Origin of the sequence: Raineyella antarctica (assembly GCF_900092135.1) — a bacterium.
GTDB classification, from domain to species: Bacteria; Actinomycetota; Actinomycetes; order Propionibacteriales; family Propionibacteriaceae; genus Raineyella; species Raineyella antarctica.
In genome coordinates, this window is record NZ_FMYF01000014.1 from 26,345 (window position 1) to 50,695 (window position 24,351).

The following is a 24,351-nucleotide window of genomic DNA, read 5'->3' on the forward strand; positions in this document are numbered from 1 at the left end:
GATCAGCCCCGGTTGATGTGGGAGGCGGACTGCAGGGCGGCGTGGAAGGCCTTGGAGGCGTCCTGGGCGAGGCACGCGGCGGCGACGAAGTGGTCGGGGCGGATGATGACCAGGCCGACCGAGCGGACGTCGAACCACGACTTCAGCGCGTTGGTGGTGTCACCGACGACGACGGTCGAGGTGGCGGCGTACTCCTTCTCGGCCCACGGGCGCTGGGTCTCGGACATGAACGACACGAAGGTGCCGCCCATCGCCTCGAAGCGGGCCACGTCCTCGGCCGGCAGCAGGCGGGTCGGGTCGTTGCCCCAGGCCGCGATGGTCCACCAGTCGCCCATCACGTCGTCCAGGCGGACGTCGGTCGCGTCGGCGGTGTTGACCCGCGGCTGGATGAACTGCAGGCCGACCGGGGAGATCTTCTCGACGGTGTTGCGGACCGGGATGAAGCGGCTCGCGCCGAAGCGCTCGGCCGCGTGGCCCGGCTGCAGGGTCTTCTGGTCGACCACGACGCCCTTGGCGTAGCGCGGGATCGGCTTGAACTTCATGTCGGTGAAGTACTCCTTGACCTGCGGCAACACGTTCATCGCACTGGCTGCGGTGTCGCGCAGGAAGGCGATCTTCTTGTCGGTCGGCTTGATCACCGAGCCGAGGGTCATCGACAGGTCGATCATCGCCTTGGCGTGGTCGGTGCGCTCGACGGTGTAGGTGTCCAGCAGCGCGTCGGTGGAGTGGCCCTTGATCACCGAGGCGAGCTTCCAGCCCAGGTTGGTGGCGTCACGTACGCCGGAGTTCCAGCCCTGGCCCATCCACACCGGCATCAGGTGCGCGGCGTCCCCGGCGATCATCACGCGGCCCTTGCGGAAGCTGGAGGCGATCCGGCCGTGGTGGGTGAAGACGCGGCGGCGGATCACGTCGAGCTTGGTGGAGTCCGGCACGTGGTCCTTCAGCAGCTCGGCCACGAACGCGTCGTCCTCGACCTTGTCGGAGGGCTCGTCGTCGAACAGCATGAATTCCCAGCGACGCACGGCGTGCGGCAGGCCGATCGAGACGTACGGGCGGGCCGGGTCGGCGCCGAGGTAGACGTTCGGGGTGCCCAGCGGGTCGTTGTTGACGTCGACGACCACCCAGCGGGTCGAGGGCGACTTGCCCTCGAACTGCACGCCCATCCACTTGCGGGTCGGGGACTTGCCGCCCTCGCAGCCGACCAGGTACTTCGCCTCGATCTGGAACGTCTCGGTGCTGTCGTCGTCCAACCGGCGCTCGACGGTCGCCACGACCTTGTCGGCGCTCTCGGCGATGTCGAGCAGCGTGTGGTTGAACCGCACCTCGACGTCGTCGAAGCGGTCCAGGCCCTCATACAGGGCGTTGTCGACCTCGGGCTGGAGGAAGCCGTGCTTGCGCGTCCAGCCGTAGGGCTCGCCCTTGGGGTCGTTGGTGAGGATGACGCCGCCGTTGCCGTTGACCAGGCGCATGACGTGCTGCGGCACGGTGAACGGGAGGACCTGCTCGGCCAGACCGACGGACTGGATGCTCCGGAACGACTCGTCGTCCAGGCCCACGCCACGGGGGTAGTCGATGAGCTTGGGCAGCGCCTCGATGAGGACGGCGCGGATGCCGAACTTGCCGAGGAAATTGGCCAGGGTCAGACCGACCGGGCCGGCGCCCGCGATCAGAACATCAGTGGTCTCAGTCATGGCTGGATCTCCTGTCGACGTTGAAGAGGAATGTCTCCATCGTGAGGTGAGCTGCATCACAGCGGGAGGGGCGTGTCACGTTCCGGCACAAGGAACACGGGAACGTTGTAGACTCACAACGATCAGTTGTAGGCGGCTGCTCCGGCGATGCGGGCTGCGGGCTGCTAGGACCCGATGAAGGGGAGTGTGATGGCCGATGACGTCGACACCCGGCTGGTCCGGGCCTTCCTCGCCGTCGCCCAGGAGGGCAGCTTCACCCGGGCCGCCCGTACGTTGGGCATCAGCCAGCAGGCGGTGAGCAACCAGGTCGCGCGGCTGGAGGAGCGGCTGGGGGAGACCCTCTTCGTCCGCCACGGTTCCGGGGTGGCGCTCAGCGCCAAGGGCTACGACCTGCGGCCCCAGGCCAGGGAGCTGGTCGGGATGACCGAGGCGCTGTTCCGCCGGGCCCGGGCCACCGAGGGCACGATCCGGGTCGGGGAGATCCGTGGCCGCCGGATGATGCAGGAGGTCTGGACCCGCCATCGCGCCCGTCGGCCCCAGGACGTGGTCAGCCTGCAGGACCTCACCGGCGACGAGCAGGTCCGGGCGATGCTCGGCGGCTACCTCGACATCGCCATGGACCGGGTGACCTGGCCGCTGCCGGGCATCGCCTCGGTCCCGCTGCGCTACGACCCGCTGATGGTGCTGACCGTACGGGAGATCGAGGCGCCGACGCTGCACGGCACCCGACTGGGCTACCCGCACACCTCGCAGGACCGCTTCCGGGGGTGGCAGGACTTCTGCGAGGTGGTCCAGCGCGAGCTCGACGTCACCTTCGAGCGGGTGCCGCACGACATCACGATGCTGGAGCCGATCGGGCAGGGCCAGATCCGAGGCGACTACCCACCGGTGATCGCCCTCAACGGCCTGCGCGACTATCCCGGCGCGGAGGGGTTCACCTTCCAGCGGTTCGAGGACGTGCAGCCGTACTTCCCCTGGTCGCTGCTGTGGCGCGCCGACGAGACCCGGCCGCAGGTGCTCGCGTTCATCGAGACCGCCCGCGAGGTGGCCGAGGAGAAGGGGTGGTTGTCGCTGCTGCCGGGCGGCCCTCCGCCGTGGTTCCCCTCGGACGGCATCAGGCCGGAGGACCTGCCGGGCCAAGGGCTCCAGGACCTGCCGGGTCAAGGGCTCCAGGACCTGCCGGGCCAGGAACGCCACGACGGCTGACTAGCGGGTCTCGTCCGGTTCGCCGTGGAGGTGTCGGGCTCCCAGGCCGACCAGGGCCCACACGCCGATGTCGTACATCAGGGCCAGCGTTCCGGCCACCAGCTCGAAGGCCAGGAGCTGGGTGCCGGCCAGGTCCGGCGGGTGCGTGGGCAGGCCGGCCAGCGCCTGCAGGTCGGTGACCGTACCGGTACGAACGAACAGGGCGACCGTCAGGGCCAGTCCGAGGAGTGCCACGGTGGCGGCGGTGATCACGTTGCTGCGGGGCCGGCGGTCGGCCCGGACAGCTCTGAGGAGCAGCGCCGCCCCGAGGATCGCCAGCGGCGAGGCGAGCAGCGGGACCAGCCACAGGATCGCCAGGATGTTCTCGATCCCTCCGAACAGGGGCGTGTAGATCGCCGTCACGCCGGCGGCCAGACCGAGCACGATCGGCATCGCGGCCACGATTGTTCCCCACCAGGTCAGGGCGCGCCCCTGGTGGAGGGCTGGAGCCCGCTGCGCCGGGGGCGCCCCGCGGGTTTCCAGGCGACGGGCGGGACGTGCCCGACGATGAGGATGCGGAGTGATGACGGAGGACATCTCGACCACTCTCCCGGGTTCGCGATGAAGTGTCCGGATCGTACGGGGCGTACGCGTCAGGCCTGCGTGCGTCGTGGGGTACGGCTGGGTGCGTTGGTGGAGGGTCCTGCACTCCCATTCTCCCCCGGCAGTCAACGGGCAGGCCTCCTCCCCGGATACGGAGGAACCCCCGCCGGGAGGTGGGCCTGTCGGCTCCACGTCCCACCGGGGGTTCGTCCGTACGGTCGGAAGGTCAGTGCGCTGCCAGCGTGGCCTCGCGGGCGCTGCGGTCCTCGTCGTGCGTCACGCCGAAGAACTTCCAGATGGCCACCAGCATGAGCGACGAGATGATCGCGCAGCCGCCGAACAGCAGGTAGTTGGAGCCGACGCCCAGACCGGCCGCGAGCAGCCAGCCGCCGACCTGGGGCGCGAGGACCGCACCGATCCGGCCGACGCCCAGGCCCCAGCCCAGGGCAGTGCCGCGCAGGTGGTCGGGGAAGTAGGTGGCGATGGCCGCGATGATCAGGCACTGGGTGCCGTGGGTGCCGACGCCGGCCAGCACCAGGATGACGTACACGCCGGCGACGGGCGGCTGGGTGAGCAGGAACAGCAGGGCCACGCCGGCCAGCGCAGCGGCGGCCACACCGGTGGGCACGGTGCCGAACCGGTCGCCGGCCCAGGCGGTGAGGACCGAACCGGCGATGGCGCCCAGGTTCAGCGAGAGGGTGAGCATCAGGGCCATGCCGAGGTTGTAGCCGGAGTCCTGCAGCAGGTTCGGCAGCCAGGTGCCGAGGCCATACCAGGCCATCAGCGTCACCACGGTCGCGACGGCGAACAGCACCGAGATCGTCAGGTATGGCGGGCGCAGGAGGGCCTGGAAGCCGCTGGCGGTCTCGGTGTGCTCGTGCGGTGCCTTCTTGGCCGGCGCATCGTGGGGGAACACCCAGAGCGCGACGGGGACCAGGATGACGAGCGCGACCAGGGCCAGGCCGAACATCGGCCGCCAGCCCCACTGCGGGATCACGGCCATGCCGAGCAGCGCTGCGGCCGAGCCGCCGAGCGGGACGCCCGACATCATCAGCGTGGCCACGGCGGCGCGCCAACGGCGCGGGATGAGGTCGGCGGCGAGCGCGTTGGCGGTCGGCACCAGGCCACCGAGGCCGAGACCGGCGAGCAGGCGCAGGGCACCGAAGGCCCAGGGGTTCGGGGCGACCGCGCACAGGGCGGTGAAGATCGACAGCACCACGGCGGAGCCGATGATGGCATTCCTGCGTCCGATGGCGTCGGACAGTCGGCCGGCGACGAGCGCGCCGATCATCATGCCGAGGAAGGCGAGGGACCCGATGGTGCCGGCGGTGGCGGGGGACAGGCCCCACTCGGCACGGAGGGCCTTCTGGACGGTGCCGTACACGATCAGGTCGTAGCCATCGAAGATGACGAACAGCCAGGCCACGATCACCGGCAGCATCGCGCGTGCCTGCGAACCGCGGGTGGCGGGGGCGGTGGTGGTGGATGGGGCAGATGACAGCGTTGTCATGCGGTAGCTCCTGGAAACCATGGGGAGGAAGGCCGTTGTGTGATCAGCCGGGGGGAAGGTGTGACCCAATCCACCCGATGAATGTGATCGTACGGCCATCCTTCCGCTGGTCGCAATATTGCCGTACCATTTTTCTGTGGTGCAGAAAAGTGAAGCTGTTGACCCCTACCGCATCGAGGCCGTCGACCGGGCTCTGGTCCTGCTGTCGATGCTGTCCGAGCGCTCGCAGCTGTCCGTGACCGAGGCCGCCCGTGAGCTCGGGGTGGCGCCCTCGACGGCGCATCGGCTGCTGGCGACCCTGGCCGGGAGGGGGTACGTGCGGCAGGGCGGGCATCGCCTCTACCATCCGGGGCCGGCGCTCTTCGTGGCCGGCGGCCTCGAGCGGTCGGTGTCGCGGGTGACGGCCCGGCTCCACCCCGTCCTGGAACAGCTGCACGTCGAGGTCGGCGAGACGATCCACCTGCAGATGCTCGCGGGTGCCGACGCCCAGTTCGTGGACGGCGTCGAGGGGGACCAGGGGTTGCGGGTCGGCCTGCGCGGTGGCATCCGGATGCCGGCGTACTGCACCTCCGGGGGAAAGGCCATGCTGGCGGCGCTTCCGGACCCCGTCATCGAAGCCGTGCACTCCCGCGGCCTGCGTCCCTGGCCGTCGGCGCGCATCACCTCGCTGGACGAGCTGTGGGCAGAACTCGCCGAGGTGCGGGAGTGTGGCTATGCGCTCAATCGCGACGAGTCCGAACGCGGGGTCGTCGCGATCGGGGTCGCGATCGCGGTCGAGGCCGGTGACCCGGTGGCGTCGGTTGCCGTCGCCATCCCCAGTCCACGCTTCGAGGACTCGTCGATCCCGTACCTCGTCGCCAGCCTGGGAGAGGCGCGGGACGCGGCCATCGCGATCCTGCGCGGCGCCAGCACCGGCTGATCCCTGCGCGGTATCCTCACCCGTCCCGTACGCCGGAGGCCGGGCAGGACCCTTGGACCCCGAAACGTCAGACCCTCGTGGGAGGGTCGGACTGTTCGTGCAGCGGGTGGCGACGAGGGGATCGGGATGGATGACGGGGCGGCCGGAGACGATGCCGTGGGCCGGGAGGCGATGGACGCCGAGCAACGCGCCGCGGAGGCGGCCGTCCGCTATGCAGTGCGGCTCATGTCGCGCGTTCTCGGATCGTTCACCGGGTTCGTGGTGGGGGAGGGCTGGGGCAGCCAGTGGCGCGACGGTGAGTGGCACCCCGGCGTCCGCAGCCAACTGCTGGCGTACACGACCACCGGGCTGATCACGTTCGGCTGGCAACGCGACCACGGACTGCCCTCCAGTCCGGCGGACACCGTCCGCCAGGCGCTGGAACGCTGGGGTAGTGACCGGGGGGACCTGGCCGAGCGGCAGATCCCCGGCTGGCTGCACGAGGAAGCCGTCATCCACGGCCGGACCCCTGTCCCCGTGGAGACGATCGAGGCCCTGCGGTCCGGACTGCCCTCCTCCGAGGACAGCACGCTGGCGGTCCTCCGCGCGATCCCGGTCGGTGTCCTGGGCGCAGCCGGTTTCCCGTTCGTACGCGAGATGGCGATGGCGGTCGCGGCCCTGACCCACACCGGGCCCCGCACCCTCGCCACCGCGGCCCTGGCCGCGCAGCTGTACGGAGCGGCACTGGAGGCCTCGGCGAGGGACGACGGGGTCGGACTGGTCGAGGTCCTCACCGACGTACTCGACTCCCGGCCCCTCGGCGACCCGCTGCGCTGGCGGCTGGAGCACCTGCTCCGCCAGGACCCGCGCAGCCTGCGGTTCGCGGCCCAGCGGCCGGCGCCGGAGGGTCCCGACGACGTCCTCTTCGCTGCACTGACCGCGCTGCTCGCCTTTCCGGGTGGGGGCCAGGACTCCTGGCTCGGGGCGATCCGTTCGGTCGTGGAGTGCCGCGAGCCGGTCGGGGTCCGCTGCCTGGTCGGGGCCCTGCACGGCGCCCTGCACTGTCCCGGCTACACCCCCGACCTGGAGCCCGGCGTGCCCGAGGACGTCCGCCTGTGGGAGGAGGCCTTCGTCGTCTTCGGCGATCTCGCGTCAGACCTGGTCCACTCGATCCTGGCCACACCGGGCGGACACTCGGAGGACGACGAACGGGCGGACGAGTGGTGCCGCCGCTATCCCGCCTGATCAGGCCCGCAATGGAGTGCTGCAGTGGCCCCCCATCGGCGGGTCCGCCCACTAGACTTGCTGCACGGCGCGGGCTCGAACAGGGACCGCGCACTTCTCCCTCGGGAGGGACCGACGATGACGTCACAACGCAGCGCAGTGGTCGTGGGAGGCAACCGGATCCCGTTCGCCCGGGCCCGGGGGTCGTACGCCCGCGACTCGACCCAGGACCTGCTCACGGCGGCCCTCGATGGACTGGTCGCCCGCTACGGGCTGGCCGGCCGGCGCATCGGCGAGGTCGCCGCCGGCGCGGTGATCAAGCACGGCACCCTGCTCAACCTCACCCGCGAGGCCGTCCTCGGGTCCGCCCTGGCCCGCGACACGCCCGCCTGTGACCTGCAACAGGCCTGCGGCACCGGCCTGGAGGCGGTCACGTACGTGGCCAACAAGATCCGCCTCGGCCAGATCGACACCGGCATCGCCGGCGGTGCCGACAGCATCAGTGACACCCCCGTGGAGATCAGCCGCGGCGCCCAGCAGGCGCTGATGCGTTTCACCGCGGCCAGGACCACGCCGGCCCGGCTCCAGGCACTCGCCGGCCTACGGCCCAAGGACCTTCGGTTCGTGGCGCCCCAGATCGCTGAACCGCGGACCGGCCTGACCATGGGCGAGAGCCAGGCGCTGACCACTCTGGCCTGGAACATCACCCGCGAGGCCCAGGACGCGTACGCCCTGGACAGCCACCGCAAGCTCGCCGCCGCCTGGGACGCCGGCTTCTTCGACGACCTGGTCACTCCGCACCGGGGCGTCAAGCGGGACGAGGCGCTGCGGACGGACACCTCGCTGGAGAAGCTCGCCAAGTTGCCGCCGGTGTTCGGCAAGGGCCCCGGCGCCACCATGACCGCCGGCAACTCCTCCCCGCTCTCCGACGGTGCCGCGGTGGTGCTGCTCGCCGAGGAGGAGTGGGCCCGCGGCCACCACCTGCCGGTGCTCGCCCGGGTCGTCGATGCCGAGGTCGCGGCGGTGGATCACACCGCGAACGGTCGGGTCGCCGCCACCGAGGGCCTGTTGATGGCGCCGGCGAGAGCCGTGCCGCGACTCTTGGCGCGCAACGGGCTGGCGCTGGGGGACCTGGACCTGTACGAGATCCACGAGGCGTTCGCCGCGACCGTCCTGTCCACCCTGGCCGCCTGGGCCGATGCCGACTACTGCCGCGACACCCTGGGGCTGGACGGGCCGCTGGGCACCATCGACCCCGCCAAGCTCAACGTCACCGGCTCGTCGCTGGCGGCGGGCCACCCGTTCGCCGCCACCGGCGGACGCATCGTGGCAACCCTGGCGAAACTGCTCGCCGAACGGGGCCCCGGCTCGCGAGGGCTGATCTCCATCTGCGCCGCCGGTGGACAAGGAATCGCCGTGATCCTGGAGGCAGTGTGATGAAGATCGACACCGGTGTCCTCGTACGCTCGAAGCCCGTGCAGGCCCTGGCCCGCAGGCTGGGCATGCCCGATGCCCCGGAGCTGCGCCGGGGTCGGGACCTGCCCAGCGGTGACATCGCCCTGTCGGCGCCGGACGGTAGCGGCATCGTCGCCGAGACCCTGGCCCAGCTCGGGGTCCCGACCATCCCCGCGCTGCGCGACGACCCCGAGGCCCGCACCCCCGGACCGGACGGCCACGACCTGCCCCCGGCCTACGCCCCCCAGCTCGGGGCGCTGATCGTGGACGCCACCGCGGTCCGTACGATCACCGGGCTCGAGGACCTGCGCGCGGTGCTGCGCCCGGCGGTCAGGGGACTGGAGCCGAGCGGCCGGGTCGTGGTGGTGGCGACGGCGTCGGCCGGTGTCGAGGGACTGGAGGCGAGGGCGGTCACCCGCAGCCTCGACGGCCTGGTCCGCAGCGTGGCCAAGGAGTTGCGCGACGGTGCCACCGCCAACCTCGTGTACCTGGAACCGGGGACCGGCGCGCAGGACCTTGTCTCCACCCTGGCCTTCCTGCTGGAAGGACGCTCGGCGTACGTCGACGGCCAGTCCTGGCACGTGGGGCCGCGGCGTACGAGCCCCGGACGGCCCGAGGTTGACGGGGACTCCCTGGCCGGCCGGATCGTCGTGGTCACCGGAGCGGCCCGCGGGATCGGGGCGCAGATCGCCCGGACCTTCCACCGCGAGGGCGCCGTGGTCGTTGCGGTCGACGTCCCCGCGGCGGGGGAGGCACTCAGCGCGATCGCGAACGAGGTCGGCGGCACGGCCCTGCAGTTGGACATCACCGTCCCCGATGCGGGGGTGCGGATCGCCGAGCACGTCGCCTCCCGCTACGGGGACGAGGCCCGGATCCACGCCATCGCACACAATGCCGGCATCCTCCGGGACCGGCTGCTGGCCAACATGGACGAACGGCGCTGGGCCCAGGTCCTAGACGTCAACCTGGCCGCCCAGCTGCGGATCAACCAGGTGCTGCTCGACCCGGCACTGGCCGGCGGGCTGGCCTACGACGCGCACATCATCGCGAGTGCCTCGACCAGCGGCATCGCGGGCAACCGTGGCCAGACCAACTACGGCGCCAGCAAGGCGGGCGTGATCGGGCTGGTGCAGGCACTGTCCGAGACGTACGCCGATCGTCCCCTGACGGTGAATGCGGTCGCGCCCGGTTTCATCGAGACCGACATGACCGCCACCATCCCGCCGATCCAGAGGGAGCTGTTCCGCCTGTCCAACAGCTTGCACCAGGGTGGCCGGCCGGGCGACGTGGCCGAGTTGATCGTGTACCTCGCGGATCCCGCCACTTCCGGTGTCAACGGGCAGGTCATCCGCGTCTGCGGGCAGTTGACGGCCGGCGCCTGAACCAGCTTTCTGGAGGGGCCTCCCGGGAGCACGGTTCCGGGGCGCCCCGTTTGGGTTCCTCTCATCCGCCTCGGCTAAAATAGGGCGACTATTGGATCGGCGTCTCAGCCGGGTCGGAGGCCGCATGCAGAAGAAGTCCCGTCGAGCCGTTGCGCTCACCGCAGCTGTGCTCGTGGGCCTGTTGGGTGCTTGCGCCCCGACCGGTTCCAGTTCCGCGCCCGGAGGCAACTCCACCGCGACCCAGTCCGCGACGCCGCCACCCTTCGTGGTCACCACGAACGTCCCTGACGGTGCGGCCGACATCGCGGTGGACACGTTGGTCAAGGTCAGTGCCGCCGACGGCGGAGGAGCCCTCACCCAGGTCACCCTCACCGGTGCCGGCACCGACAAGAACGGCAAGGCCGTCACCACCAGCATCGACGGCGCGCTCGGCTCCGACGGGGCGTGGACCGCCACCGAACGCCTCGACCCCGCCACGACGTACACGATCTCCGCCACCGGCACGGCCAGGTCGGGCCGGGAGTCGTCGACGACCTCGACCTTCACCACCACCGCGCTCACCCTGTCGCGTCAGATCTTCGTGTCGATCGTCAACCAGACCGGCTCCACGTACGGTGTGGCGATGCCGGTCATCGTGCAGTTCGACCTGCCGGTCACTGATCGCAAGGCGTTCGAACAGCGCCTGAGCGTCACCACCACGCCGGCGCAGAAGGGCTCCTGGGGCTGGGTCTCCGACCGCGAGGTGGAGTGGCGTCCGGAGACCTACTTCCAGTCCGGGACGAAGGTCAGCGTCAAGGCCGACCTGAACGGCGTCAATGCGGGTGATGGCAAGTACGGCCAGAACTCGGCGTCGGCCGACTTCAGCATCGGCCAGTCGCGCGTCACCAAGGTGGACCTGGCGAGCAAGCAGCTCACCCAGTTCGTCAACGGCCAGCAGGTGATGAGCATCCCGGTGAGCGGTGGCAAGCCCGGTGACGAGACCCGCAGCGGAACCAGCGTCATCATGGAGAAGCTCCCGCAGACCCGGATGGCCTCGGAGACCGTCGGCATCGCGAACAACTCCCCGGACGGCTACGACCTCCAGGTGAAGTACGCGATGCGGATCACGACCAGCGGGGAGTTCCTGCACGCCGCACCCTGGAACGCCGCCTACCTCGGCAACACCAACGCGAGCCACGGCTGCGTCGGCATGGCCACCGACAAGGCTCAGGCGCTGTTCGGCACCGTCCAGGTCGGCGATCCGGTCGTCGTCTCGGGCACGAAACGTCCGCTGGACGACGGGAACGGGTGGACCGCCTGGAACGACTCCTGGGCCCAGTGGCAGGCGAAGTCGGCACTGGCCTGACGGTGAGAACGGTGGTGCAGCCCATCCGGTGATGGGCCGTGGGCATCCTCATCGGCGGGACGGCCCCGCCTCCGAGCTCCGGTGACCTGCCGCACGCTGCCCCTAGACTAGAGCACGCTTCCCGGAGGCTCCGGGATTCCACACCGCCGTGGGAGGTTCCGAGCGATGGCCGGGCTGTACGACCCCTCCCTGACGACGTTCGTCGGACGGGACGAGGATGTCGAGGCCGTGGCCGCGCTCCTCGAGGGGCACCGCTTCGTCACCATCACCGGTCCCGGCGGCCTGGGCAAGACCACGCTGGCCGGCGAGGTGCTCCGCCGCGGAGACCTCGCGGCCACCGTCATCGATCTCGGCTCGATCAACGACGACAGCGAGGTCGCGGCCCTGGTGGCGCGCACCCTCCGCGTCGCCGAGCAGTCCAACCGGCCCGCCGAGGAACAGCTGGTCCGCCACATCGACGGGCACGAGCTCCTGCTCTACCTGGACAATTGCGAGCATGTCAGGGACGGTGTCCGTACGCTCGTCGCCGCCCTCCTGCGCGCCTGCCCGCGCCTGGTGGTGCTGGCGACCAGCACCGTACGCCTCGACGTTCCCGGCGAGTACCTGTACGAGCTGGCCCCGCTGACCGTTCCCGACGATGCCGGTGACATCGCGGCCCTGATGGGCACAGCCTCGGTCCGGCTGCTGGTCGACCGGACGCGACAGCTGGTGCCCCATTTCGAGGTCACCGAGTCCAACAAGGAGGCAGTACGCCGGCTCTCCCAGCGCCTCGACGGCATCCCGCTCGCGATCGAACTCGCCGCACCGCGCCTGCGGGTGCTGTCGGTGGCGGACCTCGTCGACCGGCTCGACGACCGGTTCGCGGTCCTCACCGGTGGCGGCCCGCACGTCCCCGAGCGGCACCGGACGCTGCGTGCCCTGGTGGACTGGAGCTACGAGCGGTGCACGGACGAGGAACGGATGCTGTGGGCCCGGCTGGCGGTCTTCCCCGGGTCGTTCCGGTTGCAGGCGGCCGAGGCCGTGGCGGGCTTCGGGGAGCTGGCACCCGGCCGGGTGCTCGACGTCCTGACCGGACTCGTGGAACGTTCCGTCGTGCTCGTACAGCGTAACGGCGACCGGATCCGCTTCCGCCAGCTGTCGACGATGCGCGACTACGGGGCCGGGCTGCTCCGTGACCGCGGGGAGGCCGACGAGGCCCGGGGACACCTGCTGGACTTCGTCCTCACGCGGACCCGAGAGGACGCCGGGAACTGGTGCGGGCCGCACCAGGCGGAGTTCCTCGAGGTCTGGCGGATGGAACACGCCACCATGCTCGCCGCCTTCGACTGGGCGATCGCCCGTCCCGACCGGGTCGCCGCCGCCGCGGAGCTGCTCGTCCTGCTGCGCCACCACTGGATCGCGGGTGGCCACCTCAGCGACGGTCGGCGCTGGCTCGATCGGATCCTGGGGATCGACGGGTTGTCGCCAAACCGGCGCGGTCATGTCCTCGCGGTCGCGGCCTGGGTCTGCCTGATCCAGGGCGACCGGGGTATCGCCGCCGGCTACCTGCGCGAGGCGCAGGACCTCGCCGGTGCAGCCGGCGACGCGGTGCTCCAGGCGTACGTCGACTCGTACAGCGGACTGCTCGCCCTGTTCGAGGGACGACTCAAGGATGCGGTGGACCGTTACCGGGTCTGCATCCCGGTCTTCCTCGAGGCGGGGGAGCAGGCGGCCGCACAGACCGCCATGTTCCAACTGGCGATGGCCCAGACCTACCTGGGGCGCACCGAGGAGGCGCTGGAGACCTGCCGGGAGGAGATGGCCATTGGCCTGCCCCGCGGCGAGCTGTGGGACCGCGCGTACGCCGAGTGGGTGACCAGCATCTGCCACTGGCACGCCGGTCGCCTCGACCTGGGAGAACAGGCCGCGCGGCAGGCCCTGGTGATCCAGGAGTCCTTCGAGGACGGCATCTGCATCGCCCTGGTGCTGCTGGTGGTGTGCTGGATCCGGCAACGCCAGGGCCGGCATGCGGAGGCTGTCCGGGCGGCGAGGGCGGCCGAGGTGGTCTGGGAACTGCTCGGCACCGGCGTCGAGGCCTTCGGACCCGACTTCGCCCGGGAGTGCGAACGCTGGGTCCCGTCGACCGCGGAGGACGGTGCCGACGGTGCCGGTGCCGACGGCGCCGAGGCCGAGCAGCTGCCGGCCACGAAGGCGGGCGCCGTGCAGTGCGGGCTGGAGATCCTGGGTGCCGATCGAGCGGCGGAGCCGGCGGCGCGTACGGTCCCGGAGCTCACCCAGCGCGAGAACGAGGTGTTCGCCCACCTGATGCAGGGGCACAGCAACCGGGCCATCGCCGACACCCTGGTGGTCTCGCCGCGGACCGTGGAGGGCCACGTCCAGCGCATCCTCACCAAGCTCGATCTCTCCTCGCGCGCCGAGGTGCCCGCCTGGTACGCGCGCCACCACGGGGGCGCGACCCCGAGAGCCACGTAGTGCGGGACGGGGCGTACGCGTAGTTCTGCGCGTGTGGTGGGTCACACCTCCGGGTGATGGTTGTCCTATCGACAGAGCAGTCGAGGAACGAAAGGGACCAGCCAAGCATGGACACCACCCAGCACGACGTGATCGTCATCGGCGCGGGATTCGCCGGTATCTACGCCATCCACAAGTACCGCGACCAGATGGGTCTGGACGTCGTCTGCTTCGACGCGGCCGAGGACGTCGGCGGCACCTGGTACTGGAACCGTTATCCCGGGGCCCGCGTGGACATCGAGAGCGTGCACTACTCGTTCTCGTTCGACCCCGAGCTGCAGCAGGAGTGGCACTGGACCGAGAAGTTCGCCGCCCAGCCCGAGATCCTGCGCTACCTGAACCACTGCGCCGACCGCTACGACGTACGCCGCAGCGTCCGCTTCGGCACCCGCGTGGTCGAGGTCACCTGGGACGAGCAGAACGACCACTGGCGTGTCACCACCGACAAGGGTGATGTCGTCACCGCCCGCTACTTCGTCTCCGGCGCCGGCACCCTTTCCGTGCCGAAGACCCCCGACTTCCCCGGTGTGGAGGACTTCGCCGGCCAGACCCTGCTGACCGGCAACTGGCGCGAGGACGTGGACCTGGCCGGCAAGCGCGTCGGCATCATCGGTGTCGGCTCGAGCGGCATCCAGGCGATCAGCGAGATCAGCAAGGTCGCCGACGCCCTGTACGTGTTCCAGCGCACCCCCAACTACGCCACCCCGATCGCCAACTACCCCACCGATCCGGCCGAGGAGGCCGCGGACAAGGCGCGCTACGCCGAACTGCGCGAGGCCTCCCGCAACCACTTCCTTGGCGTGCCGTACTCCGACGTGCAGCCCTCCGCCCTGGCGGTCTCGGCCGAGGAGCGCCGCGAGGTCTTCGAGGACCGGTTCAAGAAGGGCGGTTTCCGCTTCTTCATCGACTCCTTCGGCGACATCCTGTTCAGCCAGGAGGCCAACGACACCGCCGCCGAGTACGTCCGCGAGAGCATCCGCAAGCGTGTGCAGGACCCGAGGACCGCTGACCTGCTGTGCCCGACCGACTACCCGTACGGCACCAAGCGACCCCCGCTGGAGATCGACTACTACGAGGCCTACAACCGCGAGTCGACCCACCTGGTCGACGTGAAGGCGAACCCGATCCAGCGCGTCATCCCGCAGGGCGTACGACTGGCCGACGGCACCGAGGTCGAGCTCGACGTGCTGATCCTGGCCACCGGCTTCGATGCGTGCACCGGGCCGCTGCTCGCGATGAACATCACCGGTCGCGGCGGCGTCAGGCTCGCCGACGAGTGGGCCGATGGGCCCCAGACCTACCTCGGCCTGACCATGGCCGGCTTCCCCAACCTCTTCGCCATCACCGGCCCGCAGAGCCCCTCGGTGCTCTACAACATGCCGCTGGCCATCGAGGACCACGTCGACTTCATCGGCGACTCGATCCAGTACATGCGTGAGCGTGGCCTCACCGTGATGGAGGCGACCGCGCAGGCCCAGGACCAGTGGGTGTACGAGACCAACGCGCTGGCCGACATGACCCTGCTGCCTGACTCCGCCTCGACCTGGTACATGGGTGCCAACATCCCCGGCAAGCCTCGCCGTGTGCTGGTCTACGTGGGCGGCGCCCCGCGCTACCGGTCGATCTGTGACAACGTCCAGCGCAACGACTACCGCGGGTTCGCCTTCGCGACCTCGACGGCCGAGGTGGAGACCGCCACGCCGTCCCCCGCGCTCGACCCGGCGCTCGCCGCGATCGTCGAGATCCTGCGCGGCCAGGGCTTCACTGGCTTCGAGGATGCCGGTGTCGAGGGCAGCCGCGCCGCCGTGGAGAGCTTCACCGCGATGCAGGCGCCCAGGAAGGAGATCGGGCGCGTCGTCGACGAGGCGTACGGCACCGATCCGGAGCAGAAGCTGCGGATCTTCGTGCCCGAGGGTGAGGGCCCGTTCCCGGTTGTCGTCTACGTGCACGGTGGCGGCTTCGTCGCCGGCAGCATCGAGGTGGTCGACGAGCCGGCCCGCGACCTGGCCTCGCGTGCAGGTGTCATCGTGGTCGCCCCGACGTACCGCCGGGCTCCCGAGCACCGGTTCCCGGCCGCCCACGACGACGCGTACGCCGCGCTGGAGTGGACCGCCGACAACGTTGCGGCGTACGGCGGTGACCCGTCGCGCCTCGGCATCGGGGGCGACTCCGCCGGTGGCATGCTCGCCGCCGCGGCCGCGATCCGCGCCAGGCAGGAGGGCCCGGAGCTGTCCGCGCTGCTGCTGGTCAACCCGCTGGTCAACCCGGTGGCGGACACCCCGTCGCGTCGCGAGTACGCCGAGGGCTACATCATCGAGCTGGCCGACCTGCAGTGGTTCGGGTCGCAGTACCTCAACGGTCCCGAGGAGGTCACCGACCCCCGCCTGGCCCTCGATGCCGCCGATCTGGCCGGTCTGCCCCAGACCCTCATCCTCACCAGCGAGTACGACACGCTGCGCGACGAGGCGGAGGACTTCGCCACCCAGCTGCTGGGTGCCGGGGTGGAGACGAACGTCCAGCGCTTCGACGGGATGACCCACGACGCGTTCCTCATGTCGGGTGCGGTCCCGCGCTGCATCGAGCAGCGCCTGGCCGCCGCCGACTTCCTGCGCTCGGCGCTCGTCGAGGGCGCGCAGGAGCCCGAGGTCGAGGTGGTCACGGCCTGATCCGGTCCGGGCCGGCCGATGTGTCTGGCCCGGCCGCGTCGCCTTCAGTCAGCCGCTACGCGTCGACGCGTAGCGGCTGACTGGAAGCGTCGCGGCTGGTTCTGGCCCCGTGGCTCCCGCCTCGGGCTCGCCCCTGCCGGCCCCATCGCGCGCGCCCCTGCCGGGCCCACCGCGACCCCCGCTGAGCCTGCCGCGAGCCCGCCCCGCCCCGCCCCGCCCCGCCACGGCCGATACCGGCCCGGGTCGGGCGCCGGACGGTTATCGTACGAACGTCGATGACCGGAGGAATCCCATGACGACAGCGGACACCGCATCCAACCGGGTCGAGCACCTGCTCGGACAGCTGAGCACCGCCGAGAAGGTCGGCCAGCTCGTGCAGTACTTCCACATGGAGCCGTCCCAGACCGAGCAGGCGGAGGCGGCCCTGGCCCGCGGCGGCGCCGGGTCGCTGCTCTTCATCACCGACCCGGCGGAGATCAACCGCCTGCAGCGACTGTCGATCGAGGGCAGCCCGCACGGCATCCCGGTCCTGTTCGGTTTCGACGTGATCCACGGTCTGCGGACGATCTTCCCGGTGCCGATCGGCCTGGCGGCGAGCTGGGACCCGGAGCTGGTCGAACGGTCCCAGGCCGTTGCCGCCCGAGAGGCGCGGGCCGTCGGCATCCATTGGACCTTCGCCCCGATGGTCGACATCGCCCGCGATCCGCGCTGGGGCCGGATGGTCGAGGGGGCCGGCGAGGACCCGTACCTCGGTGCGATGATGGCTGCGGCCCAGGTCCGCGGGTTCCAGGGCGGACGCCGGGGTGTCGTAGGAGACGGCACCGGCACGGTGAACGGTACCGGACGCATCGCCGATGGCCATCTCATCGCTGGCCCGAAGCACTTCGTCGGGTACGGCGCGGCGCTCGGCGGACGGGACTACGACGAGGCCGACCTGTCCGACCAGGAGCTGCGCAACGTCTACCTGCCGCCGTTCCGGGCGGCGATCGAGGCCGGTGCCGGCAACATCATGTGCGCGTACATGGACCTCAACGGGGTGCCGGCAACCGGCAACCGGCGGCTGCTCACCGACATTTTGCGCGACGAGCTCGGCTTCGACGGCTGGGTGGTCAGTGACGCGAACTCGGTCCGTGACCTGGCGACCCACCACTTCGCCGCCGACCTCGCCGACGCCGGGGAGCGGGCGCTGACGGCGGGGGTGGACATGGAGATGGCGATCCACGATCCCGCCTTCGACCAGCTGGTGGCGGCGGTCGGGGCCGGCCGGATCAGCACCGAGCGCCTGGATGCGAGCGTCCGGCGGGTGCTGTCGGCCAAGGAGGCGATGGGCCTGTTCGACGACCCGTACGTCGACGAGGACGCCGCCCGTACGATCCTGACCGACCCCGCCCACCGGGTGGCTGCCCGCGAGGCAGCCGAGGCCGCCGCGGTGCTGCTGCGCAACGAGGGGGACCTGCTGCCGCTGCGGGCGGAGTCGCTCCGCAAGGTCGCCGTGATCGGCCCGATGGCCGATTCCCGCCGCGACACCCTCGGCCCGTGGGTCTTCGGTTACGACCTGGACGAGACGGTCAGCGTGCTGGATGGCCTGCGGGCCCGGCTCGGCGGCCCGGCGAGGGTCACCTTCGCGCCGGGTGTTCCGCTCGACCAGCGGGTGTTCCCCTCCCTGTTCGAGCCGATGGGGGAGGGCAGCGCGGGCTCGCCGCCGGACTTCGACGCCGATGCGGAGTTCGAACGGGCGCTACGGGTAGCCGAGGATGCCGACGTGGCCGTGGTCGTGCTCGGCGAGCGGCAGGACATGATCGGGGAGAACGCCTCACGCTCGACGCTGGAGCTGCCCGGTGACCAGTTGGGCCTGCTGGAGGCCGTCGTCGAGACCGGTACCCCGACCGTCCTGGTCCTGTTCAGCGGTCGCCCGCTCGACCTGCGGTGGGCGGCGAAGAACGTCCCGGCGATCCTGGAGGTCTGGTACCCGGGGTCCCAGGGCGGCGCCGCGGTCGCGAACCTCCTGCTCGGCGACGCCACGCCCGCCGGCAAGTTGCCGTTCACCTGGCCGCGTACGGTCGGGCAGGTCCCGATGCCGTACTCGCACACCCGCTCCCACGACCCGGACCAGCAGGACCGGCGCTACTGGGACGAGCAGAGCACGCCGCTGTACCCGTTCGGCCACGGCCTGAGCTACGCCCGCTTCTCGTACGCCGATCTGCGTGTGGAGAGCGGGACCACGTCGATCGAGGGCGCGTCGAGCGACGGCACGACACTCGACGGCGCGACGCTCGACCGCACGCTCACCGTCTCGGTGGACGTCACCAACACCTCCGCGCGCGACGGCGTCGAGGTGGTCCAGCTCTACCTGCACCAGCGGTACGGGGCGTCGTCGCGACCGGTACGACTGCTCAAGGGTTTCCGGCGGGTGCCGATCGCCGCGGGTGCCACGCAGACCGTCGCCTTCACCATCGGCCCCGAGGAGCGCCGCTACTGGAGCTCGGGCACGGGGGATTGGACGCTGGATGCCACCACCTTCGATGTCTGGGTTGGTGGGGATTCCACGGCGACGCTGCACGCAGAGTTCACGGTGGGCGCCGAGCCCGGGCCGCGCTGAAGCGGGAGGCGCGGAGGCCCGGAGGCTGAGGAGATTCGACCCGGAGGACCGCTGGTCGAGTGGGCTTGCCCGTGGGCGTTGCGCGGACCAGGGGCGTGGTGACTCTTCGGTCGGCCAGCTCGTGGGATGTTCAGGCTGTGTCGAGCACTTCGTGAAGCCTGGCGGCGAAGGCCTCGGGCTCGCCGGCCTGGCCGTACTCGCCGCCGAGGAAACCGCCGTGGTGGCTCGGGAAGATCGTCAGCGGCTGCCCCAGTGCTACGGCGAGGGCTGCCGCCGTACGTCCAGTGATCGTGTCGGCGGACTGGACCCCGGCCGCGATGACGATGTGGGTCGGTGCCGACGTGAGGGCGCGGACGTCCGGCTGGTAGCGGGTCACCGCGTTGGAGACACCGGACAGCAGCGGGTCGCCCCGGCTGCCGTCGTCGTCGACCGGGATGCCGAACGAGGCGGGGTCGGGCGCAGGCTGGGCGGCGTACCGGTCGGTGAACTCGCCACGCCACATGGTCATCGCGATGAACTGCGCCATCCCTGCGCCTGCTCCGTTGGCGTGGTACGTCTCCTGGACTGCCTGCTCCGCCGCGAACGCGCGCTCGGCATCGGGGAGCACGGCCAGCAGCGGGGGCTCGTGTGCGACCAGGGCGCTGACATCCTCGGGATGAGCGGCGACCAGTGCCAGACCTGTGACGGCGCCACCGCTGCTGGCGAACATCTCCACCGGTCCCGAGCCGAGGGTGTCGATGAGGTGATGCAGATCCTCGGCCTGGACCACGGGGTCGTTGTCCAGGCGTCCGTCCTCCCGCGTGCTGCGGCCCAGGCCGCGCGGGTCGTAGGTGACCACGGTCCGCTCCGGGAAGTGGGCTGCGAGGGTGCCGAAACCCTCGGCGCCCATCGGTTGGCCGATCATCAGCAGCGGTGGTCGGCCGCCCGTCGGCAGCGCGCCGTGGACGTCGTAGGTGAGCGTGGCGCGCGGTACCCGCAGGGTGTGCGTCGAGATGGTCGACATGGCGGTCTCCTGCCGCGTGGAGGCTGTGCTGTCTCCATCATGACCGGCATGGTTCCGGAAACCACCCGCCACGACGGTGTGAGTGCTCGGGCCGGTCCGAACGGTCGCCAACGGCCGTGTCGGTTGGATGACGAGAACGTGGCCGCGGGACACCGCCGTGAGGCGGGATCGAACAGTCGTATTCCGGATCGGTTAATCGTCGCTTTCCGGGCTGGGAATCCCCGGATCGGACGGCGAGGATGGCAGCACCGCATCCCGATTACGACCCGGAGGAGGACTCCATGCTCGAAGCTGTCACCATCCACGACGTGGAGCGCCAGATCACCGACGGGGTCGCCGCCCGGGCCGCCGCCTCCCACGGCTTCACCAGCGCCGCCTCGATCCGGCTGCTCGCCGAGTCGGAGAACACCAGCTACCTGGTCACCGAGCCCGGGACGCGGCGCGAGCGGTCCGCCGTCATCCGTGTCCACCGTGGGGGCTACCACGACCCCGCGGAGATCGAGTCGGAGCTGGTCTGGCTCGATGTGCTGGCACGGCTGGGCACCCTGCGCGTCGTCCGACCGCTGGAGACCGCGTGGGGGGAGCGGGTGCTGACCTTCCCCGTCGAGGGCGGCGTACGCCATGCGGTCGCCTTCGAGCGGGTCAACGGCACGCACCCCGACCCGGACGCCCTGACCGCGGAGGAGTTCCATCGCCTGGGCGCCATCACCGCCACCCTGCACGACAGCGTCCGCCACCTTCGCCGGCCGGTGAGCCGTTCCTCCTGGGACTGGCCGCACACGCTCGGCGCCTCCGGCCGCTGGGGGCGCTGGGAGGACGGACCGGGGATGACGCCCGAACTGGTCCGGGAGATCGCCCCGGCCGTACGACTGTTGCTCAACCGGCTCGCCGTCTACGGCGAGGCCGCCCACCGCTACGGCCTGATCCACGGTGACCTGCGCACCGCGAACCTGATGGTGGACGAGGGGGGCTACACGGTCATCGACTTCGACGACTGCGGCTTCGGCTGGTTCATGTACGACTTCGCCACCGCCGTGTCGTTCCGGGAGACCGATCCGCGGCTGGCGGAGTGGCAGGCTGCCTGGGTCGACGGCTATCGCACGGTACGCCAGCTGATGCGGCCCGATGAGCGGATGCTGCCGAGCTTCGTCCTGCTGCGCCGACTGATGCTGCTGGCACGGATGGGAAGCCATCCCTCCGCCGCCGACGCAGTTGACCCTGGCGGGTCGTACGCCGAGGGGACCGCGGTCCTGGCGAGGACGTACCTGACGAGTGCGGGGCAGCTGACGGCCGCTGCCTGAGCCGGGGTCGCCACAGCGCGGGTGTGGGGTGGCGGGTGGGCCTGCGGATCCTTGTGCAGGTGCTCGTGTGCCTGCGGCGGTGCGCGGAGATGCTGCCGCGCCGCAGCCGCTTCGCCTTCAGTTAGCCGCTACGCGTCGACGCGACGCGGCTCGCTGGAAGCGACGCGGCTGGAGTCACGGGTGAGTGCCGCCCAGGCCCAGCCCGGGAGCGAGTGCCGCCCAGGCCCAGCCCGGGAGCGAGCGCCGCCCAGGCCCAGCCGGGGGCGAGCGCCGTATCGGCCGCCGCGGGTGAGCGCCGCACCGGTCGAGCCCCGGGGCGTGGCCGGCACCGCACCGACCCCAGCCCGGTGTCGCGGACGTGCCCCCGGATCCCTCAGTACCGGTCGATCACCAGCTTCTTCATCTCCATCAGGTGGTCCCAGGCGCCGGGTCGGGCCAGAAGTTCGGGCTCGTTCGAGGGCACGACCTGCCAGCTGACGCCGAACTGGTCCTTGCACCAGCCGCACTGCTCGGCCTCGGGCACCTTCGAGAGCTGCTCCCAGTACCGGTCGATCTCCGCCTGGTCCTCGCACACCACCGCGAACGAGACGGCCTCGCTGAACGTGGAGGGCTGCGGCACGCCGGAGTCCATCGCGGCGATCCACACCCCGGCCAGGTCGACATCGCCGAACATGACCGAGCCTGCTTCGGCAGCCTCCGTCGCTTCGGGGTAGGGGACCAGCTGGCCGATGTGGGAGTCCGGGAACACCGATGCGTAGTACTCCAGGGCCTCGCGGGCGCGGTTCTGGGCCGTGTGCCCGAACATCAGGCAGGGCACGATGGGTGGGCGCCGATCACCCTCGGCGTTGCCGAGGATCAACTGCCAGCTGACCCCGTACTTGTCCTGGACCCAGCCGTAGTGCGGGCTGAACGGGTAGTCGGACAGCGGCATCAGGACCTCGCCGCCGTCGGCGAGGGCGGCCCACAGCTCCTGCAGGTGCTCACGGGCCTGCGGATCATCGGCGGTGCTGAAGCCGACGAAGAACGAGATGGCCGGGGTGAACGAGAACTCGGGCCCGGCGTTGATCGCGATGAAGCGGAACCCGAGCAACTCGAAGTTGATGGTCACGGGCTGTCCGGCGAGGTCCTTCTGGAAGTCCGGGACCTCGGTCGGGTAGTTCATCGTGCCCACGATGCGGGCATCGGGGAACACGGATGTGTAGAACGAGACGGCTTCTTCGGCGTTGTGGTCGAACCACAGGTTGGGGACGATCTTCTGCACGGCCACTCCTCGGGGCGCGGGCGAATGGAGGTCTCGCTATCGAGCGTAGGCGAATTCGTAGGGCTCGTCACTGGTCCGATTGGCCTGGCCCGGGTGACAATGGGGCATGGGACTCGATCCGGCCTACCCCTACGTGGGGATCAACGATCTCGAGCACGGCCATGCCACCGTCTACGACGAGCGCCACCGGCCCATCGGCCGGCTCGGCCCGTCCCCGTACGAATCCCCCCATGTCAACGTGACCTGCATCCTCCGTGCCTGGAGATGCCGGGACTGGTACAAGCTGCTCAACCCGGCCGGCTTCAGTCCCACCGCCAAGGAGGGGTTCGTCTCCGCGCGCGAGACCAGTCCGGGCCCTTCCTCGCTGCCGATCCCGCGCTGCGCGTCCCGGTGCTGGTGGCCCTGGTTGTGGTGGCTCCTGCTGCCGGTGGTGGTCGCGATCGTCGTCGTGGTCACGCGCAGGCGTGACAAGCCCATGCCTCCTCCGGACACCGAGCCTGTCGAGGCCGAGCAGCCGGACGACTGAACGCCCAGTAAGCAGTCGAACAGAAGGGCACCACCATGGCCGACCTGAACGTGAACGAGATCGTGAGCGAACTGACCGAGAAGGCCTCCGGCGGTGACGCGGGCAGGGCCAGCCTCACGCTGTACGGCGGCCACGACAAGTCGCTGCGCCAGACGCTGATCGTCCTGTTGGAAGGCCATGAGCTGGCCGAGCACGCCAGCCCGGGCGAGGCCACCCTGCTCGTCTTCAACGGCCGCGTACGCCTCAGCACCCAGGCGGAATCCTACGAAGGCGCGCCGGGCGACCTGATCCCCATCCCGCCGTCGCCGCACAGCCTGTTGGCGCTCAGTGACGCAGCGGTGCTGCTGACAGTCGCGAAGTAGCGGGTAGGTCAGGTAGCGCAGGGGTGTTGCTCGGGAGGGTCCCGGCCTAGCATCGAAGTGTCGACATCCGAGGTGGCGACCGCTGCGGCCGGTCCTGGAGCTTGGGTTCGCGGCGGCGGCAAGGGGAGTGCCGGCCGTGGGGGAGCGCTCGTCGCTCTGTTCGGACAACACGCCCAGCGATCGAAGGACAGGATGATGAAGGTACTGGTCACGTACGCGTCCCGGCACGGATCAACAGCCGGGATCGCCGAACGCATCACCGACACGCTCAACTCCCGCGGTCACCAAGCCCACGTGGTGCCGGTCGAGGAGGTGGAGGAGCTCGCCGGCGCCGAGGCCGTGGTCATCGGGGCGGCGGCGTACATGTACCACTGGCTCAAGCCGGCGCTGAAGTTCGCCCGGCGCCATCGCGACGAGTTGTCCAAGCTGCCGGTCTGGCTGTTCAGCAGCGGGCCGCTCGGCACCGACACGATGGAGGAGGGCAAGGACGTCCTGGAGACCTCTCGCCCCAAGGAGTTCGACGAGCTGGTCGAGCACCTGCAGCCCCGCGGGGACCAGGTGTTCTTCGGCGCGTACGACCCCGAGGCGGAGCCGATCGGGATGGCTGAGCGGATTACCCGCGCGATGCCGGCCGCGAAGGAGGCCCTGCCGGCGGGCGACTTCCGCGACTGGGAGGCGATCGACGCCTGGGCGGGCCAGATCGCCGATGAACTGGACGCGATCGCGGCTGGCTGAGCTGAGGGTTTCCGACGAACCATTGACACCTTCGGACCTCAGGCGGACAGTCGAGACGTACGGCGGATCTCCCGGCACCACAGGGAAGCGAACC

Annotated in this window: 18 protein-coding genes; 13 read left to right on the top strand and 5 right to left on the bottom strand. The window is 70.7% G+C overall.

Annotation, left to right across the window (positions count from 1 at the left end):
- Positions 1-2 precede the first annotated feature (2 nt).
- The gene (mhpA, locus tag GA0111570_RS15765; protein ID WP_092613515.1) at positions 3-1,691 is read right to left on the bottom strand and encodes a bifunctional 3-(3-hydroxy-phenyl)propionate/3-hydroxycinnamic acid hydroxylase MhpA; all 1,689 of its coding nucleotides are present in this window, start codon (positions 1,689-1,691) and stop codon (positions 3-5) included.
- A gap of 189 nt (positions 1,692-1,880) precedes the next feature.
- Here mhpA and GA0111570_RS15770 point away from each other — a divergent pair, with 189 nt between their 5' ends.
- A complete protein-coding gene (locus GA0111570_RS15770) occupies positions 1,881-2,897 on the top strand; it encodes a LysR family transcriptional regulator (protein WP_092613596.1) in 1,017 nt (338 codons plus the stop codon).
- Here the strand turns inward: GA0111570_RS15770 and GA0111570_RS15775 are convergent, their stop codons facing one another.
- Both GA0111570_RS15775 and GA0111570_RS15780 read right to left on the bottom strand, forming a co-directional pair.
- A complete protein-coding gene (locus tag GA0111570_RS15775) occupies positions 2,898-3,329 on the bottom strand; it encodes a hypothetical protein (protein WP_175557537.1) in 432 nt (143 codons plus the stop codon).
- Positions 3,330-3,705: 376 nt separating this feature from the next.
- Positions 3,706-4,989 carry an MFS transporter gene (locus GA0111570_RS15780; RefSeq protein ID WP_092613519.1) on the bottom strand — a complete coding sequence of 428 codons (1,284 nt, stop codon included), beginning with the start codon at positions 4,987-4,989 and terminating at the stop codon, positions 3,706-3,708.
- 136 nt (positions 4,990-5,125) lie between these two features.
- Between GA0111570_RS15780 and GA0111570_RS15785 the strand changes: the two genes are divergently transcribed.
- The 8 genes from GA0111570_RS15785 to GA0111570_RS15820 all read left to right on the top strand — a co-directional run bounded on the left by GA0111570_RS15785 (position 5,126) and on the right by GA0111570_RS15820 (position 19,069).
- Entirely contained in the window at positions 5,126-5,908 is a 783-nt protein-coding gene (locus GA0111570_RS15785) for an IclR family transcriptional regulator (RefSeq protein WP_139283288.1), read from the top strand.
- 126 nt (positions 5,909-6,034) lie between these two features.
- Positions 6,035-7,132, top strand: a complete 1,098-nt coding sequence (locus tag GA0111570_RS15790) for an ADP-ribosylglycohydrolase family protein (RefSeq protein ID WP_092613523.1) — start codon at positions 6,035-6,037, stop codon at positions 7,130-7,132.
- 117 nt (positions 7,133-7,249) lie between these two features.
- Positions 7,250-8,548, top strand: coding sequence for an acetyl-CoA C-acetyltransferase (locus GA0111570_RS15795; protein WP_092613525.1), 1,299 nt, complete (start codon positions 7,250-7,252; stop codon positions 8,546-8,548).
- The gene (locus GA0111570_RS15800; RefSeq protein ID WP_092613527.1) at positions 8,548-9,948 is read left to right on the top strand and encodes a 3-oxoacyl-ACP reductase; all 1,401 of its coding nucleotides are present in this window, start codon (positions 8,548-8,550) and stop codon (positions 9,946-9,948) included. The genes GA0111570_RS15795 and GA0111570_RS15800 overlap by 1 nt, the downstream gene beginning before the upstream one ends.
- Positions 9,949-10,072: 124 nt before the next feature.
- Positions 10,073-11,293 carry a L,D-transpeptidase gene (locus GA0111570_RS18300; protein WP_092613529.1) on the top strand — a complete coding sequence of 407 codons (1,221 nt, stop codon included), beginning with the start codon at positions 10,073-10,075 and terminating at the stop codon, positions 11,291-11,293.
- A 165-nt stretch (positions 11,294-11,458) separates the two neighbouring features.
- A complete protein-coding gene (locus tag GA0111570_RS15810; protein ID WP_092613531.1) occupies positions 11,459-13,765 on the top strand; it encodes an ATP-binding protein in 2,307 nt (768 codons plus the stop codon).
- Positions 13,766-13,872: 107 nt separating this feature from the next.
- Positions 13,873-16,470, top strand: coding sequence for a flavin-containing monooxygenase (locus GA0111570_RS15815; protein ID WP_217634221.1), 2,598 nt, complete (start codon positions 13,873-13,875; stop codon positions 16,468-16,470).
- 292 nt (positions 16,471-16,762) lie between these two features.
- Complete coding sequence (locus GA0111570_RS15820; protein ID WP_092613535.1) at positions 16,763-19,069, top strand: glycoside hydrolase family 3 N-terminal domain-containing protein; 2,307 nt, start codon at positions 16,763-16,765, stop codon at positions 19,067-19,069.
- A gap of 130 nt (positions 19,070-19,199) precedes the next feature.
- On the opposite strand, the gene GA0111570_RS15825 is transcribed toward GA0111570_RS15820, so the two are convergent.
- The gene (locus GA0111570_RS15825) at positions 19,200-20,072 is read right to left on the bottom strand and encodes an alpha/beta fold hydrolase (protein WP_217634222.1); all 873 of its coding nucleotides are present in this window, start codon (positions 20,070-20,072) and stop codon (positions 19,200-19,202) included.
- 281 nt (positions 20,073-20,353) lie between these two features.
- Here GA0111570_RS15825 and GA0111570_RS15830 point away from each other — a divergent pair, with 281 nt between their 5' ends.
- A complete protein-coding gene (locus GA0111570_RS15830) occupies positions 20,354-21,373 on the top strand; it encodes a phosphotransferase enzyme family protein (protein WP_092613537.1) in 1,020 nt (339 codons plus the stop codon).
- A 373-nt stretch (positions 21,374-21,746) separates the two neighbouring features.
- Here the strand turns inward: GA0111570_RS15830 and GA0111570_RS15835 are convergent, their stop codons facing one another.
- Positions 21,747-22,634: a VOC family protein gene (locus tag GA0111570_RS15835; RefSeq protein ID WP_092613539.1), complete on the bottom strand. Its 888-nt coding sequence runs from the start codon at positions 22,632-22,634 to the stop codon at positions 21,747-21,749.
- Between the two features lie 106 nt (positions 22,635-22,740).
- On the opposite strand from GA0111570_RS15835, the gene GA0111570_RS15840 reads away from it, so the two are divergent.
- The 3 genes from GA0111570_RS15840 to GA0111570_RS15850 all read left to right on the top strand — a co-directional run bounded on the left by GA0111570_RS15840 (position 22,741) and on the right by GA0111570_RS15850 (position 24,257).
- A complete protein-coding gene (locus tag GA0111570_RS15840) occupies positions 22,741-23,160 on the top strand; it encodes a hypothetical protein (RefSeq protein ID WP_092613540.1) in 420 nt (139 codons plus the stop codon).
- Positions 23,161-23,195: 35 nt separating this feature from the next.
- On the top strand, positions 23,196-23,522 hold the full coding sequence (locus GA0111570_RS15845; protein WP_092613541.1) for a cupin domain-containing protein: 327 nt from the start codon (positions 23,196-23,198) through the stop codon (positions 23,520-23,522).
- 195 nt (positions 23,523-23,717) lie between these two features.
- On the top strand, positions 23,718-24,257 hold the full coding sequence (locus GA0111570_RS15850; protein WP_092613542.1) for a flavodoxin domain-containing protein: 540 nt from the start codon (positions 23,718-23,720) through the stop codon (positions 24,255-24,257).
- The last annotated feature ends 94 nt before the right edge of the window (positions 24,258-24,351 follow it).

What these genes read in the sequence shown, in the direction of transcription:
- GA0111570_RS15800 (WP_092613527.1), top strand. Translation starts at nt 8,548, where the DNA reads ATGAAGATCGACACCGGTGTCCTCGTACGCTCGAAGCCCGTGCAGGCC.
- GA0111570_RS18300 (WP_092613529.1), top strand. Translation starts at nt 10,073, where the DNA reads ATGCAGAAGAAGTCCCGTCGAGCCGTTGCGCTCACCGCAGCTGTGCTC.
- GA0111570_RS15795 (WP_092613525.1), top strand. Translation starts at nt 7,250, where the DNA reads ATGACGTCACAACGCAGCGCAGTGGTCGTGGGAGGCAACCGGATCCCG.
- GA0111570_RS15825 (WP_217634222.1), bottom strand. Translation starts at nt 20,072, where the DNA reads ATGTCGACCATCTCGACGCACACCCTGCGGGTACCGCGCGCCACGCTC.
- GA0111570_RS15845 (WP_092613541.1), top strand. Translation starts at nt 23,196, where the DNA reads ATGGCCGACCTGAACGTGAACGAGATCGTGAGCGAACTGACCGAGAAG.
- mhpA (WP_092613515.1), bottom strand. Translation starts at nt 1,691, where the DNA reads ATGACTGAGACCACTGATGTTCTGATCGCGGGCGCCGGCCCGGTCGGT.
- GA0111570_RS15850 (WP_092613542.1), top strand. Translation starts at nt 23,718, where the DNA reads ATGAAGGTACTGGTCACGTACGCGTCCCGGCACGGATCAACAGCCGGG.
- GA0111570_RS15830 (WP_092613537.1), top strand. Translation starts at nt 20,354, where the DNA reads ATGCTCGAAGCTGTCACCATCCACGACGTGGAGCGCCAGATCACCGAC.
- GA0111570_RS15810 (WP_092613531.1), top strand. Translation starts at nt 11,459, where the DNA reads ATGGCCGGGCTGTACGACCCCTCCCTGACGACGTTCGTCGGACGGGAC.
- GA0111570_RS15780 (WP_092613519.1), bottom strand. Translation starts at nt 4,989, where the DNA reads ATGACAACGCTGTCATCTGCCCCATCCACCACCACCGCCCCCGCCACC.
- GA0111570_RS15840 (WP_092613540.1), top strand. Translation starts at nt 22,741, where the DNA reads ATGGGACTCGATCCGGCCTACCCCTACGTGGGGATCAACGATCTCGAG.
- GA0111570_RS15775 (WP_175557537.1), bottom strand. Translation starts at nt 3,329, where the DNA reads ATGCCGATCGTGCTCGGTCTGGCCGCCGGCGTGACGGCGATCTACACG.
- GA0111570_RS15770 (WP_092613596.1), top strand. Translation starts at nt 1,881, where the DNA reads ATGGCCGATGACGTCGACACCCGGCTGGTCCGGGCCTTCCTCGCCGTC.
- GA0111570_RS15790 (WP_092613523.1), top strand. Translation starts at nt 6,035, where the DNA reads ATGGATGACGGGGCGGCCGGAGACGATGCCGTGGGCCGGGAGGCGATG.
- GA0111570_RS15820 (WP_092613535.1), top strand. Translation starts at nt 16,763, where the DNA reads ATGACGACAGCGGACACCGCATCCAACCGGGTCGAGCACCTGCTCGGA.
- GA0111570_RS15815 (WP_217634221.1), top strand. Translation starts at nt 13,873, where the DNA reads ATGGACACCACCCAGCACGACGTGATCGTCATCGGCGCGGGATTCGCC.